General features: G+C 48.7%; 13 protein-coding genes. 6 read left to right on the top strand and 7 right to left on the bottom strand.

Annotation, left to right across the window (positions count from 1 at the left end; translation table 11 throughout):
* Nucleotides 1–197: 197 nt before the first annotated feature.
* Nucleotides 198–1,241: a tRNA preQ1(34) S-adenosylmethionine ribosyltransferase-isomerase QueA gene (gene queA, locus BOO20_RS11805; protein ID WP_076792897.1), complete on the bottom strand. Its 1,044-nt coding sequence runs from the start codon at nt 1,239–1,241 to the stop codon at nt 198–200.
* Nucleotides 1,238–2,524 (bottom strand): histidinol dehydrogenase, encoded by a 1,287-nt coding sequence (gene hisD, locus BOO20_RS11800; RefSeq protein WP_076792895.1) that lies wholly within the window; start codon nt 2,522–2,524, stop codon nt 1,238–1,240. Before hisD ends, queA begins: the two co-directional genes overlap by 4 nt.
* Nucleotides 2,525–2,780: 256 nt before the next feature.
* Between hisD and BOO20_RS11795 the strand changes: the two genes are divergently transcribed.
* A complete protein-coding gene (locus BOO20_RS11795; RefSeq protein ID WP_040433371.1) occupies nt 2,781–3,809 on the top strand; it encodes a rod shape-determining protein in 1,029 nt (342 codons plus the stop codon).
* A 175-nt stretch (nt 3,810–3,984) separates the two neighbouring features.
* On the opposite strand, the gene bshA is transcribed toward BOO20_RS11795, so the two are convergent.
* A complete protein-coding gene (gene bshA, locus BOO20_RS11790; protein WP_076792893.1) occupies nt 3,985–5,127 on the bottom strand; it encodes an N-acetyl-alpha-D-glucosaminyl L-malate synthase BshA in 1,143 nt (380 codons plus the stop codon).
* A 316-nt stretch (nt 5,128–5,443) separates the two neighbouring features.
* Between bshA and BOO20_RS11785 the strand changes: the two genes are divergently transcribed.
* The 4 genes from BOO20_RS11785 (at nt 5,444) to ppk1 (ending at nt 10,258) form a co-directional block, all read left to right on the top strand.
* On the top strand, nt 5,444–5,794 hold the full coding sequence (locus tag BOO20_RS11785) for a hypothetical protein (RefSeq protein ID WP_076792891.1): 351 nt from the start codon (nt 5,444–5,446) through the stop codon (nt 5,792–5,794).
* Nucleotides 5,795–6,019: 225 nt separating this feature from the next.
* Nucleotides 6,020–6,565, top strand: coding sequence for a pyruvoyl-dependent arginine decarboxylase (locus tag BOO20_RS11780; RefSeq protein ID WP_006366428.1), 546 nt, complete (start codon nt 6,020–6,022; stop codon nt 6,563–6,565).
* 67 nt (nt 6,566–6,632) lie between these two features.
* Nucleotides 6,633–8,135 carry an alkaline phosphatase gene (locus tag BOO20_RS11775; RefSeq protein WP_076792890.1) on the top strand — a complete coding sequence of 501 codons (1,503 nt, stop codon included), beginning with the start codon at nt 6,633–6,635 and terminating at the stop codon, nt 8,133–8,135.
* A gap of 2 nt (nt 8,136–8,137) precedes the next feature.
* Nucleotides 8,138–10,258 (top strand): polyphosphate kinase 1, encoded by a 2,121-nt coding sequence (gene ppk1, locus BOO20_RS11770; RefSeq protein WP_076792888.1) that lies wholly within the window; start codon nt 8,138–8,140, stop codon nt 10,256–10,258.
* Here ppk1 and BOO20_RS13425 read toward each other — a convergent pair.
* Nucleotides 10,250–10,666, bottom strand: a complete 417-nt coding sequence (locus BOO20_RS13425) for a cold shock domain-containing protein (protein WP_368665437.1) — start codon at nt 10,664–10,666, stop codon at nt 10,250–10,252. The two genes, ppk1 and BOO20_RS13425, sit on opposite strands and share 9 nt — an antisense overlap.
* Nucleotides 10,667–11,234: 568 nt before the next feature.
* Here BOO20_RS13425 and BOO20_RS11760 point away from each other — a divergent pair.
* Nucleotides 11,235–11,930, top strand: coding sequence for a response regulator transcription factor (locus BOO20_RS11760; RefSeq protein ID WP_076792887.1), 696 nt, complete (start codon nt 11,235–11,237; stop codon nt 11,928–11,930).
* A gap of 8 nt (nt 11,931–11,938) precedes the next feature.
* Here the strand turns inward: BOO20_RS11760 and BOO20_RS11755 are convergent, their stop codons facing one another.
* The 3 genes from BOO20_RS11755 to BOO20_RS11745 all read right to left on the bottom strand — a co-directional run bounded on the left by BOO20_RS11755 (nt 11,939) and on the right by BOO20_RS11745 (nt 14,693).
* Nucleotides 11,939–12,445, bottom strand: coding sequence for an NUDIX hydrolase (locus BOO20_RS11755; protein ID WP_076792899.1), 507 nt, complete (start codon nt 12,443–12,445; stop codon nt 11,939–11,941).
* 165 nt (nt 12,446–12,610) lie between these two features.
* On the bottom strand, nt 12,611–13,429 hold the full coding sequence (locus BOO20_RS11750; protein ID WP_076791493.1) for a PstS family phosphate ABC transporter substrate-binding protein: 819 nt from the start codon (nt 13,427–13,429) through the stop codon (nt 12,611–12,613).
* A 142-nt stretch (nt 13,430–13,571) separates the two neighbouring features.
* Complete coding sequence (locus BOO20_RS11745; RefSeq protein WP_076791492.1) at nt 13,572–14,693, bottom strand: putative porin; 1,122 nt, start codon at nt 14,691–14,693, stop codon at nt 13,572–13,574.
* Nucleotides 14,694–14,736 lie beyond the last annotated feature (43 nt).

Raw genomic sequence — 14,736 nt, 5'->3', positions numbered from 1 at the left:
AATTTGATATTCTTTTACGAAGCAGAGCTTCGGGGAATTGACCCTTAGAGATTAAAATACCATACAAGCCATGTAAAAACAAAATAACCGTCACGCCCCGGCGCACTGAACACCGAAATTCCTTAGCCGGAAGAGCCGATTAAGCTCGTTTCTTAATGCGCGAGCGGGAAAACAGCGCCTTTCAGAAAAATAAAATCTTAAATAATCAGCATGCTGTCCCCGTAACTGAGAAAAAAATAGCCCTCTTCGAGCGCTGACTGGTAGGCCCTTTTAAGATGCCCGGCACCTGCAAATGCCGCCGTAAGCATCAGAACGGTAGAACGGGGTGCATGAAAATTGGTCAACAGTGCATCGATAACCTGAAAACTGTAACCCGGATAAATAAACATATCAGCCTCTCCGGTAATCGGAGCATCACCTGCCCGGCATGACGATCTGACAATACGCCCGGCGGCATGTTCAAGCGCTCTGGTCACCGTCGTTCCAACCGCTACAATCCTGCCACCGGCCTCTTTCACCTTCCGGATTTTCTCAACGGTCTCTGCAGAAATCGAGTAGTACTCCCGATGCATGACATGCTCCCTGAGCGATTCCACCCTGATGGGAAGAAAGGTGCCGAGACCCACATGCAGCGTAACAGTGACGACATCAACACCCTTCAATCGAATATTCTCAAGCAGCTCCGGCGTCATATTCAGGGAGGCAGTCGGAGCGGCAACCGAGCCGGGAAGTTCTGCAAAGACTGTCTGATATCGTTCCCGGTCAACCTCTTCAGCGTCCCGTTTGAGATAGGGCGGAATGGGTACTGCGCCGAAACGCTCAAAAAAATCCCGGATTGATCCTCTCTGGCTACCCCCCCGAAACTCGATTCGGGCAATTCCATCATCGACAATATCCGAAACCAGCAGTTCCTCGTCATGAGCAACAAGCGTATCTCCTTTTTTCAGCTTCCCCCGGTAAAGCACCCGGTCCTGATCGGTCTGATGTTTTTCAAGCAGCATCAGCTCTATTTTTGCGCCAGTCTGCTTAACGGCATGCAGGCGAGCCCGTACAACCTTTGTGTTGTTCAGCACCAGGAGGTCTCCGGGTTCGAGAAATTCATCCAGAGCGGCATACCATGCATGCCTGAGCGCGCCCGAAGCCCGATCAACAACAAGCATACGGGTTGAACCGCGCTCCTCTGGCGGGTAACAGGCGATCTTCTCTTCGGGCAGGTCGTAATCGAAGTCAGAGGCTCTCATAACGTCCTCAATCTTGCCCGGACCGCCTCTGCATGTGCCTGCAACCCCTCATGATCGGCAAATGCGGCAATTTTCTCTCCGCACCCCAGCAGCTGCTGCTTTGAGTAGGCAATAATTGAGGTATGCTTGATGAAATCGCGCACCGACAGGGGAGAGAAAAAGCGTGCTGTGCCGTTGGTAGGAAGGGTATGGTTCGGCCCGGCGTAGTAGTCTCCGATGGTTTCACAGGAGTACCCCCCCATAAATATCGCACCGGCATGATGAATCAGTGGAAGAATATCCCATGGATGCTCCACATGCAGCTCCAGATGCTCCGGGGCAATCATGTCCGATACCGTGCAGGCCTCTTCAAGCGAGTCAACAACTACAATGGCACCGTTCTCCTTGAGGGCGGAAGCAATAATATCCTTGCGAAGCATTGAGGAGAGGCGCTCCTCCGCGCATCTCTGAACTGCCTCGGCGAGCGCTTCAGAGGGAGTAATCAGTACCGCTGAAGCATCGGGATCATGCTCCGCCTGTGCAAACAGGTCAAGCACAATGAATTCCGGATTCGCTGATTCGTCAGCAATGATAACCACTTCGGAGGGGCCGGCAATACTGTCGATGGCAACATGACCGAACACCTGTTTTTTTGCCAGCGCCACATATTTATTACCCGGACCGGTAATGATATCAACTTTCGGAACCGTTTCGGTGCCATAGGCAAACGCCGCTACAGCCTGGGCCCCGCCAAGCTTGTAGACCGAATCAATACCCGCCACAGCAGCGGCAGCAAGAATATGCGAACTCACCGCTCCCGACGGGTCACAGGGTGTTGTCATAAAAATCTCCTTCACTCCGGCAACCTTTGCCGGGGCTGCATTCATGAGCAGCGATGAGGGGTAGGAGGCTTTACCGCCAGGTACGTAGAGCAGGGCCTTTTGCATGGCCGTCACCCGCTGGCCGAGAAGAACACCTCCCTCACTCTCATAAAAAAAACTTTTCTCCACCTCATGCTCATGAAAGCGCAGAATGTTGCTGTATGCCTCCCTGAGGACGGCAACAAATCCGGGATCTGCCTGCCGGTATGCCTCCTCTATGGCATCGGGAGAAACTTTCATCTCAGAAAGCCGTACACCCTGGAACTGTTCGGTATAGTCAAGCACGGCACTGTCACCATGGTGAAGAACATGCTGCAAAATCTCATCAACAGCAGACTGAACTGCAGGGTCAAACGCAACACTGCGGGTCAACTGTTTTTTCAGGGCTGGACGCTCTTCAGCAAAACGATATATGGGCAGCACTTCTCGGGAATTTATGGTTTTCAGGATCACAAGAATTTCAACATCATAATGTACTCAATAACCGTATTTATAGAAACCCTGCATCAGAAAGGGACTCCCAGTAAAAAATCACGAAAAAAAGCACCGTTAAGAGGCTCTTTTGATTTGAAAAAAAAGTTCCATTAACTACCTTAAGAGTTCAGTTGAAACCTTGGACGAGAGCACGTACAAACGTTCATCCAAGCCACGAAGATCCCACTTTCAGAACTATGATAACATGAGCTTTTTCAGCAGTCTGTTCAGAGATATCGCCATTGATCTCGGAACAGCAAATACACTGATTTTTATTCGCGATAAAGGAGTTGTTTTAAACGAGCCCTCAATTGTTGCCCGTGAACGCAATACAGGAAAGGTTGTCGCCATCGGGCAGGAAGCCCTTCTCATGCACGAGAAAACCCATCCCGGCATTGTCACCATCCGTCCGCTTGCCAATGGCGTAATCGCAGACTATGAGGCCACGGAAGAGCTGATCAAGGGATTGATCAATAAAACAAAGAGCCAGTTCTCCTTCGGCATCCGCCGCATGGTCATCGGCATACCCTCAGGCATCACCGAAGTTGAAAAAAGAGCCGTACGCGACTCGGCAGAACATGTCGGAGCAAAAGAGGTCTATCTGGTTGCCGAGCCTATGGCTGCGGCAATCGGCATCGGTCTTGACGTCAAGGAGCCTATGGGCAACATGATTGTTGATATCGGTGGCGGTACAACGGAAATCGCGGTTATATCACTCGGAGGCATCGCATCCGGCGAATCACTTCGGGTAGCCGGTACCGATATCACTAACTCGATTGTCCGGCACTTCCGCAAGGCATATAACCTGGCCATCGGCGAACGCACCGCCGAGGATGTCAAAATCAAGATTGCCTCTGCCTATAAACTTGAAAAGGAGCTGACGATGAATGTCAGAGGCAGAAACCTTGTCACCGCACTGCCCGAAGAGCGCGAGGTCAACTCATCGACAATCAGGGAGGCTATCGCTACGCCGATCAACCAGATCATCACCTCGATCAAGAAAAGCCTTGAGGTCACCAAACCTGAACTCTCGGCCGACATTCTCGATCGCGGCCTCTTTCTTGCCGGCGGCGGCGCACTCATCAAGGGGTTGGACAAAAAAATCAACGAAGAGACCAAACTTGCCGTCCATATCAGCGAAGACCCGCTGACCGCAGTGGCAAGAGGTACCGGCGAGGTGCTTGAAAACCTTGAAAAGTACCGTACCGTCCTGCTCTCGACCAAACGTTACTGATAAAAAAAGACTCTAAAGCAAAAAGCCTCGACTCGTCGGGGCTTTTTACTTTGCTCGATTAATCTTCATAAACAATTTGAGAACAAGGCTGCCGGAGCCCAAAAAACGGAATGTACACGCACTGCATGAGGATTTTGATCTCCGCCTAACGAAGCAATCAAGTCGCCGAACAAATTTATAGCGGAGTCTCCTCGATCAGACTCCTGTAATACTGCTCATATTGCTCAACAAGCCGGGCAGTTTCATACCTCTTTGCCTGCCGAACACAGGCTTCGGAACACGCAAGCCAGTGATTGCTGTCAGTAAGCAGGAGCAGTGATTTTTCCGTCATAGCATCAATATCTCCGGGCGGAAGCAGATACCCGTGCTCTCCCGGCACAATAAACTCCGGAAAACCGCCAGCCATGGAAGCCACAACCGGAACCCCACAGGCCATCGCTTCAAGGGCAGCAAGACCGAATGATTCGGCATTGCTCGGCATCAGCATGAGATCAGCCATGGAGAGCAGCGGTACAATGTCATCCAGTTTACCGAGAAAGCGCACCCGGTCGTTAATCCCCAATTGCCGTGCAAGCTCCTCGGCTCCGCTCCGCTCGGGTCCGTCACCGACAAGCAGCAGTGTTGCCTTGATCTGACGGCTCACTCCATAAAAAATCCGGATGATATCACCGATGCACTTTACCGGCCTGAAATTGGAGATATGAATAACAATCTTCTCATCGCCGATACCAAGCTGTTCACGGAGCTCCCCCCTGGGAGAGCGAAAAAAATATGAGGTATCAACAAAATTCGAAATAACCGTCACCTCCCGTTTCGGATTGAACATCCTGACCGTCTCATCTCTCAGATAGCCCGATACGGCCGTCACCCCGTCGGACTTGTTGATGGCCAGACGCACAACATCCTGCATCCCGCTATCAGCTCCAACAACCGTGATATCGGTACCGTGAAGCGTGGTTGCAATCTTGAAACAGTTCGAACCGCAGCACTTGTCCTCAAGCATCTGGCGGGCCAGCATTGCGCTCATGGCATGGGGAATGGCATAATGGGCATGCACCACATCCAGATGCTCAAACCGGGCAACCTGGGCAATTTTCGAAGCAAGAGCCATCGAGTAGAACGAGCATTCAAAAAGCGGGTAGTGCATCAGCTCTACCTCGTGGTAGAAGATGTTCTTTGAAAAGGTACCGAGCCTGAACGGGAGCGACTGACTGAAAAAATGGATCGTGTGCCCCCTTGCGGCAAGCGCCTTGCCCAGCTCGGCGGCAATTGCACCGCTGCCGCCATAAGTGGGATGACATAATATTCCTATTTTCATAATGCGGGTTTATGGTGTGTGTCATAAATATACCACTAAAAGAAGGTAATAGTTGCCGTTGCTGCTGAAAGCATTTGCATCGGGGAGCGTCAGTTCAGAACATGGAGAGCGCTCTGCATTATTGTAACCTCCTGCCTCGCTCAAAGATTTACAGGCTATGCTGTGCACGCTGAGCACCAGTTAAAAACCTCATCCACTCAAAAAGTGCTTTAAATTTTTACAATACCGTAACACAGCTGGTCTGGATTGCAAATCCATTAATGCTTATTTACAAAGGAGCAGCAATTCTCTTTTATTCCCTGAAACAAGGAGTGCAATGAGCAGCGTTAAACCCTTTAAAATCATCATAGAGTGGAATGATCAGGAAGATTTTAATTTCAGCTGCGATTACGACCATCCTGATTCAGAAAAAGCGCAAAAAAACGGCCCTGTACATGCGATGCTCAACTTCCCGGTCATGGCAGAAGCAATGGGCAATGTTCTCAAAAAACTGAGAAAAGATCCTATTTCATTCCCTCTGTTTCTTGTCAATCTCGCCTTCAATCACCGCAGTCTGCTCAATGAAATTGACCAATTGCTGCAGCAGCTTCACCATCATCTCGAAAATGAGCAAGGATCGGGCACATTTTCCTGTCACATCTCCTCAAAGAAACGCCTGCCCCTATAACCGCTTGTGTGATCACCGGGAAAAATGGTTTTTCGGAGATCACGGGAAGATTTAACACAGTGTTAACAATTCTGTTGTAGCGGGTTTACTACCTTTCGATTCACCTTGACCCTGACTCGTCTTCTCCCGGCTCACAAAACCGGAGAGTGCGATACGTTTGCATGAAACCGCCCGGGTTTACACAGGGAATATCTTTTAACAAAAATTTTATCGGGAGATACGACCGTGTCATTTGTTCCAAAAAAAGTTTTTTTCACCAAAGGTGTTGGACGTCATAAGGAGTATCTCTCTTCATTCGAGCTTGCCCTGAGAGAAGCCAAAATCGAAAAATGCAATCTGGTCACCGTTTCAAGTATTTTCCCCCCTCACTGTGAGCGCATCAGCGTTGAAGAGGGTCTGAAACTGCTCTCTCCCGGCCAGATCACCTTTGCCGTCATGGCCCGAAACTCTACCAATGAGTACAACCGGCTTATCGCTTCTTCAGTCGGGGTAGCCATTCCTGCCGATGACGCACAATACGGCTACCTCTCGGAACACCATCCTTTCGGAGAATCTGCCGAACAGTCCGGAGAATATGCTGAAGATCTTGCCGCAACCATGCTTGCCACAACCCTTGGTATCGAGTTTGACCCCAACAAGGACTGGGACGAACGCGAAGGTATCTATAAAATGAGCGGCAAGATCATCAACTCCTACAATATCACCCAGGCGGCAGAAGGTGAAAACGGACTCTGGACAACAGTCATTTCATGCGCAGTTCTGCTGCCATAACAGCTTCACTGAAAGGGCATACATCGCTCCTGGCTGATTAACGAAATATCAAACCCGTTCTGATCTTATGAACAAACCATCAGGTAGATCGCACTATTTATCGGCAACGCTGAATTTGTTGCCGTTGGTATCCCTGATGGTATCACTCTCTCTCTTTTCGCAGGTAATAATCGGTGCTCCCGCACTCAAGCCCTCTTCAACAGCTCCACCCCGCTATCTGTTTCTCTTTATCGGAGATGGAATGGGAGCTGCACAGATTAAACTCGCTGACGCAGTGCTTGAAAATGGTCACGCGCTTCAAATGACCTCTTTTCCGGTTTTGGGGATGGCTACAACACATGCCGAAAACCGTTATATCACCGATTCCGGAGCTGCAAGCACCGCGCTTGCTACCGGAAGGAAAACGACTGTCGGGACCATTTCCATGGCCGGCAACCACCTTGATACGCTTGTGACCATAGCTGAAATGGCTAAAGCGAAGGGCATGAAAACAGGAATTGTGTCAAGCGTAGGCATTAATGATGCAACGCCTGCCTGCTTTTATGCCCACACACCCTCCCGCAGCAACAGTTATGATATTGCCGTGCAGATGGCATCGAGCGGGTTTGACTATTTTGGCGGCGGGTATGCCGAAGGTAATCTGCCGGAAAACCGTCAAAAAGCTCCTGCCTTCAAGGGCGATATTGCCATACTCATGCGATCGGCAAAGTATCTCATCACGCATAACCGCAATGAACTGCAGAAGGTGAAGCCGGGAACCCGATGCTGGGCATACACCGGATATGATGCAAAAGCCGCCATGGATTATGCCATGGACCGGAACCCGGAAAACATTGGCCTTGAAGAATTTACGAGGGAGGGCATTCGGCTGCTTGATAACCCTCACGGTTTTTTCATGATGGTTGAGGGAGGAAAAATCGACTGGGCATGCCATGCCAATGATGCTGCCGCTGCAGCTCACGATGTAAAGGCTTTTGATAATGCAATTGCAGAAGCACTCGCATTTTACCGTCGTCACCCGAAGGAAACCCTTATTATTGTTACCGCCGATCATGAATGTGGCGGCCTCTCGCTCGGCAACAGAACAAATGGTTACGACACCCGCCTCAGCCTGCTGCGCCGGCAGAAAATCTCGCACCAACGCTTCTCGGAAAAAGTTTCATCATGGAAAAAAAGTGGCACCGTTACCTTTCCAATGGCAATCGACAGTGTAAATACCTATTACGGCATCAGCATGAAGGATGCGGACTCGACGCTTGCCCTCACTCCAGCGAACTACAGAACCCTTGAAGAGGCATACACAACAACCATAAAACCGGAATCAACGGACAGCTTTACATCGGCTGTAACCGGATTGCTGAATGTGAGAGCAGGAATCGGATGGTCGAGCAACGCTCATACAGCTGTTCCGGTGCAGGTTTTTGCTATAGGAAAGGGTGCAGAACGCTTCAGAGGCTTTTACGACAATACCGATATTGCCAAAAAAATCATACAGATCGCAGAACTGAAAAATGATGCACCCTCCCGGATTAATCAAGTAAATAAGCACCGGTTAATATTACCTCAATAGTTATGCTGACCGCAGAGAACGAAACCAAAGCCGCCCTTCCGGATTTTTTCGATCCCGGATATTATATCAACAGAGAGCTGAGCTGGATCTATTTCAACCAGAGGGTACTGGAGGAGGCTCTCCGACCTGAACTCCACCCCCTTCTGGAACGGGTGAAATTCATCTCAATCTTCAGTTCAAATCTTGATGAATATTTCATGATCCGGGTTGCAGGCATCGAAGACCAGTATGATGCCGGTGTTCAGGAGCGGACCGTTGATGGGTATACTCCTGCCGAGCAGCTTGAGAAGATTCGCAGGATGGTGATTCAGCAACTCAAGCTCAGAAATGACTGTTTACATAATGATCTCATGCCGGCCATGCAGCGTGAAGGCATAGAGATCCTCCGTTTTTCGGAACTCCCGAATACACAGAAAAAATCACTCAGGGCATATTTCCACAGGGAGATCTTCCCTGTATTGACCCCTTTGGCCTTCGATACAGGCCATCCATTCCCCTTTATGTCGAACCTCTCACTTAATCTTGCCATTGAGCTCGAAGATGAGAGCACCCTCGCCCGGAAATTTGCGAGAGTAAAAGTTCCAAGCATTTTGCCCCGTCTGATCCTACTCAATAATATCGAGGGATTTCCCGGTAGTGATCATAACTGTTCCGTCATACAGTTCATCTGGCTGGAGGATCTCATTGAAAATAATCTCGGCGAACTGTTTCCGAAGATGAGGATCATCAAGTCCCATCTGTTCAGAGTGATCAGAAATGCTGATATCGAAATCGAGGAGGATGAAGCCGGAGATCTCCTCGAAACCATCGAGCAGGGGATTCTGTCACGACGCTACGGAAAGGTCGTCCGTCTTGACATCACACCGGACATGCCGCTCGGGATAAGAAAGCTGCTTATGAAAAATCTTGATGTAACCCAAAGAAACGTCTATGAAATTGACGGTGTGCTTGGTATGGGGGCACTTCTCGATCTTCTGAAAATAGATCGTCCTGAACTGAAAGATGATCCCTTTGTACCAAACAACCCTATTGAAGAAGAGTACGGCCAGAATATTTTCCGCGCAATAAGTACAAAAGATCACTTGCTTTACCATCCATACGACTCCTTTCAGCCTGTAGTCGATTTAATCTCGAAGGCTGCGGCTGATCCTGATGTCCTGTCAATCAAGCAGACTCTTTACCGTGTAGGAAGCAACTCTCCTGTCGTCAAGGCCCTGATGAGGGCCGCTGAGGCTGGCAAACAGGTGGCGGTGCTCGTAGAACTCAAGGCAAGATTCGACGAAGAGAACAACATTGTATGGGCACGGGCTCTCGAAGATGTCGGCGTTCATGTCTGTTATGGTCTGCCGGGCCTTAAAATCCACGCAAAACTCACCATGATTGTGCGCCGGGATCAGCAAAAACTGAAACACTATCTGCATCTCGGTACAGGCAATTATAATCCGGCTACGGGTAAAATCTATACCGATTACAGCCTCTTTACCACCAATGAAGCGCTTGCCAACGACGTGGCTGAACTGTTCAATGCTCTGACCGGATATTCAAAACATACCGGGTACTTAAAACTGCTGGTATCTCCGATCAATACGAGAAAGAGAGTTATCGAAATGATTGAAAGGGAATCAGCATGGAGCCAAAAATCAGAGAATGGCCGTATCATCATGAAAATGAATGCACTTGTGGACGCCAAAACCATCAGGGCACTCTATAAAGCATCACGAAAAGGGGTAAAAATCGAACTGATCGTAAGGGGCGTCTGCTGCCTTAAACCCGGAATACCTGATGTGAGTGAAAATATCAGGGTCATCAGTGTTATCGGGAGATTTCTTGAGCACAGCAGAGCTTACTACTTCCATAATGGCGGAGATCCGGAACTCTATCTCGGCAGCGCTGATATCATGCCAAGAAACCTCGACGAGCGGATTGAAACACTCTTTCCGGTTTTTGATAACGCCTGCATCAGCAGGGTGAAATCGGACCTTGACCTTATCATAAGCGACAATGTCAAGGCCTGGATAATGAACCCTGAGGGAACCTACTCAATGATTGAGAGCGAAATACCGGCAATAAACAGTCAGACTCTTTTTTTAAGCCGATCCTCAAGGAATAAAACGTCAAATTAAGCAGGGCAAGAAAGATCTGATGGGCCCATCCTGCTTTGCATCATGAGCAATCAGGCTGAGAGTCCAATTCGTCATCATCAGTATAAGTCGGAAAACAGTCTTATACATCGCCGATACATACTGTGAACACTTTTCTTGATACAAAAACTCCCCCCACCTACCTTCCAGGGCTCCAAAGCCCTGGAATTGGTAACTGTATCCCTGCTTTTCACGGACATTCAAAGCCTGAAGCCTGTTGCCTCTCGCTTCAAGTGCAAAATCCACGTCAGCATCCTGATTTAAAAACCTGAATTTCTCTTCAGAAACAATGTTCGAGAAGTGAACAAAAATATCCTCTCCTCCATTCGGATTGAGAATAAAGCCAAATCCTTTTCGGACATCGAACCATTTAACTTTACCGTTTACCATCTGTATATATTTTCGGATAACGACTCAGCGAAGCCCCGTTACTTCCGGGTTATTGATTACAACCTCGGCTTTACAACCTCAGTTTCTTTCAAGGTACGCTCCATCGTATTGGGGAGGTGTTACGGGAGTGCAACAAGATTATGAGCACTTCACATGACAACATGGATCGCACTTGACCAATCCACAAGCCGCATGAATTGTCGGAAGTGAGTAACAAGGCAAATCTCTTTTTAAGTTAAAATTACGCCGTAAATGTTACGGAATTATTACGAAATGGTTGAGGAACTGTAAACTATTCCAGGCAGAGAACAGGCGCACTCTGCTTAATGAGAAAAGTTTACGATCTTCTGATATCACGGAGAGATGCACAATTGAGAAGACTTTCCGGAAATACCGTGTTACAAAAAATAATTCCTCAACACCATAATTTTAGCGCTCAATCATCAAGCGCATTAACCATGAAATCAATTCAGGTATACCCCCTGTTTGTTTTGATGAAAATTCTGTGAGCTTAAAACGCCCCGTTCTGCATAAAAATGCCGCGACTTTAAATATTAAAACAAACACCATGCCGAATCCATTGCTTCTTGTTGTTGAAGACGACCGGAATCTCTCAAAGCTCCTGGAGTTCAACCTCGAACGGGCTGGATATGCATGCAATATTTCTGAAAGTGGAGAAAACGCTTTTGAGCAGCTTTCCCGAAAATGTTTTGATCTTATTCTGCTCGATATCATGCTTCCAGGCATGAACGGATTTGAACTCTGTCAGAAAATCAAACAGCATCAGATATACAAAGATATTCCAATCATCATGCTGACAGCAAAAGGGGAAGAGATCGACAGAATCCTCGGGTTTGAACTCGGTATTGATGACTATGTTGTCAAACCGTTCAGCCCCCGTGAACTGAACCTTCGAATACGGGCGGTGCTTAAAAGGGGTAGAAGAAAGTCTGCTAAAATGCAGGAAATCCTGAATGGTGATGGTATAGTTATTGACCTTTCACGGCACAGAGTTACTTCGGATCAACGTGAACTGGAACTGACTCTCATGGAGTTCAAACTTCTCGTTGCGCTGCTCAAAAGAAAGGGTGAGCCACAATCACGAGAGACGCTGCTCAGCGATGTGTGGGATGTAGACAGAAACATAAACACGAGAACTATTGATACCCATATTACAAGGCTCAGAGAAAAGCTTGGAGAAAAGGGCAATCTGATCAAGACACTGCGGGGAATAGGCTACAAGTTTGAAGGGGAAAAAGAGTAACACCTGATTCATGATACTAATTCGAGTAATGCTGCGTCATGAATGATCTGGCGGTGCAGGGGGATACGCACCTCAGGCCGGAGATGATAAGGATAAAAGGCTCCTTCCAGGAGCTCATGGTTCAGAAATATACGCTCATCTTCAACAACTACCCTGTAGGCAATGACAAGCAGCGAACCATACTTTTCCACTTCACGTTGATAGACACCGATCAGCCGGTCAATCTTTCCGGAAAGTGAAGTCTCTTCCTTAAGCTCCCGCAGACATCCTTCATGAGCTTCCTCTCCGGCTTCAAGAAACCCACCCGGAAGAGCCCATTCATTACTCGCGGGTTCATGGGCTCGCCGGACTATAAGAAGTTCGTCATTGCTGTTGACAACATAAGCTAATGCTGCCGGAACAGGATTGATATAATGCACCCATGAACATGACAGGCAAAACTTCCGTTCACGTCCATTGATCATGGACCATTCCAGCGTTTTACTGCATACCGGACAGAATGAAAATGGTTTCACCATCTTTGCATTAAATTGTTGCATAAAGCAATACAAGGTAAACGAAACGGCCGCAGCAATCTTTACTCGTTTATTGACCCTCAGGAATCAAAAGAAGCCGTTCCGGGCAGGAACAGCTTCTTTTGATTAAATGATTATTATTCGAGCAGAACGTTTTGAAACGGCTCAATGGAGGTTAACAAACCCTGATTCGCTGATAAGGCGTTTACCCTCTTCGGTTTTGGCCAGGTCGATGAACTGCTTGACAGCGCCGGTCGGCTGACCGTTGGTGTACATGAAGAGCGGGCGGTGAATCGGGTAGGTGCCGTTTTTAACCGTGCGGACATCGGCATCAACACCGTCAACCAGCACTGCTTTTACCGAACTGTCTACAAAACCCATTCCGATATAACTGATTGCCGCCGGAGTGGAAGCAACACGGCTCTTGATTGAACCGTTGCTCGACTGGGTTTCTGCTCTCTTGGAGATCGGGTTCTCCTTGCCCATCACCAGCTCCTTGAACGAGTCAGCCGTACCGCTGTTTGATTCACGCTGGATAATGACGATTGCGGCATTAGGTCCGCCAACCTGGTTCCAGTTGGTGTATTTGCCCATGTAGATTCCGCGGATCTGTGCTTTTGAGAGCGCATTGACGCGGTTGCTCGGATGAACGACAATCGACAGACCGTCAAGGGCAATAACATGTTCAACCGGGTTGACACCTTTGGCTTTTGCTGCGGCAATCTCCTTGTCTTTCATCTCCCTTGACATGGTTGCGATGTCACAGGTTTTGTTGATCAGGCTTTTTGCCCCGTTGCCTGAACCGGATTCGCTCACCACAACCTGTATACCGGTGGTTTTGGTATAGTAGCCGGCAAATGCCTTGGCGATCGGTCCAACCGTGGTCGAACCATCAATAACAATTTTGCCTGCGGCATATGCGCTGCCTGACGTTGTCAAACCAAATACGGCTGCGGTTAAAAGAAGTTTTCTGAAGAGTTTCATGGTTTTGATGGTATTTGAAATTAAGAGTAGAAAACGTTATCTGTTTTGGCGCTCTCGTTTGCCGGCTATAAAAGCCCCCCTGTTGGAGAGCAGGGGGACACAATCATAACACACAACAGAAAGAACACAACACACACACGGTTTAGAACTTGACGACAACATCGGCCATGAGCAGATGATTGGTAATGTTGGCTACATCAATCGTCTTGAAATTGAAGTAGTTGGCTCCAACCGTCAGGTTCTGCACGAGATGGAAGACACCGCCGATTTTATAGCCGTGCAGATTGGTTGCCGCTCCGGCATTCCGGTCTGAATCGGTCAGAATCGTAAGGGCATCGCGCTCGATTCTGATATAGTCGGCATTGACTGACCACTGCCCGACCTGTTTGGCATCACCGATCTTGATCTCGGCAAGGTAACTGTCCCGCTTTGCATCATCGATCCCGGAGGCATCAGCTTTTTTTGCCATATTGCGGGCATACTGACCGGTAATCTTCCACGGCAGCTTTTCCGTGATCTGGCCGCCGACGGTACCGAACAGCTCGGCTATATTGAAATCCTTTTCGGAATAGTCGTATGCCGGAGAGTAGGTGGTTGTGTTGACTACATTGAAATTCGCATAGTTGTAGTAACCGGCTCCTACTTGATAACTCACCTCGCTGATCTCACCTTTATATGCAGCCTGGCCAGCCAGAATAAAGGCATCCTTTTCATTGACCGCCGTTCTGGATGAACGCTCGTTAAGCGGGAAGTAGCCGACAACTGCCGTCAGGCCATCCTTCTCCTTGCCGTCACTCTCCTTGCCATACTGGAGCGTTAACCCTTCAAAGGTAAGATCGCTGTCCCATACCAGATCGTTGACCACGACCAGATCACTGGCAACAGCCCGTTTACCGAGAATGATATTGGCTGCTCCATTAATGCCGTAAGCCATCGGATGGTAGTCGATGAAGTATTCGTTCAGGTAGACCGGATCGGCAAGAAACTGATCATCAAGGGTCTCGTTTCGGGATGTTGTTTCCGTAAGACTTCCGGTCGAGAGTTGAATGCCGCCGGAAAGCTCTTCATTGATCCACGGATAGACGCCAAGACGGACACGGCTGCGGTGGCGGTCGCGACTGTGTTCTCCGGTAGCGCCATCGGTGTGGCGAAGATCGGACTGATAACGGTAACGCAGATCGCCTTTCCATGTCAGGTCAACAGCCTCGGCGTTACTGAATCCGAGGGCCGCTGCAAGACCGACCATCATTGCTATTTTTTTCATGCTCGTTCGGGTTGGTTGATGTTGTGAGTACACAAAACTTTTT

This window comes from Chlorobium sp. KB01 (genome assembly GCF_001975465.1).
Lineage (GTDB): Bacteria > Bacteroidota > Chlorobiia > Chlorobiales > Chlorobiaceae > Chlorobium.
The sequence above is the reverse complement of the archived record's forward strand: the minus strand, read 5'-3'. Positions and strand labels throughout refer to the sequence as shown.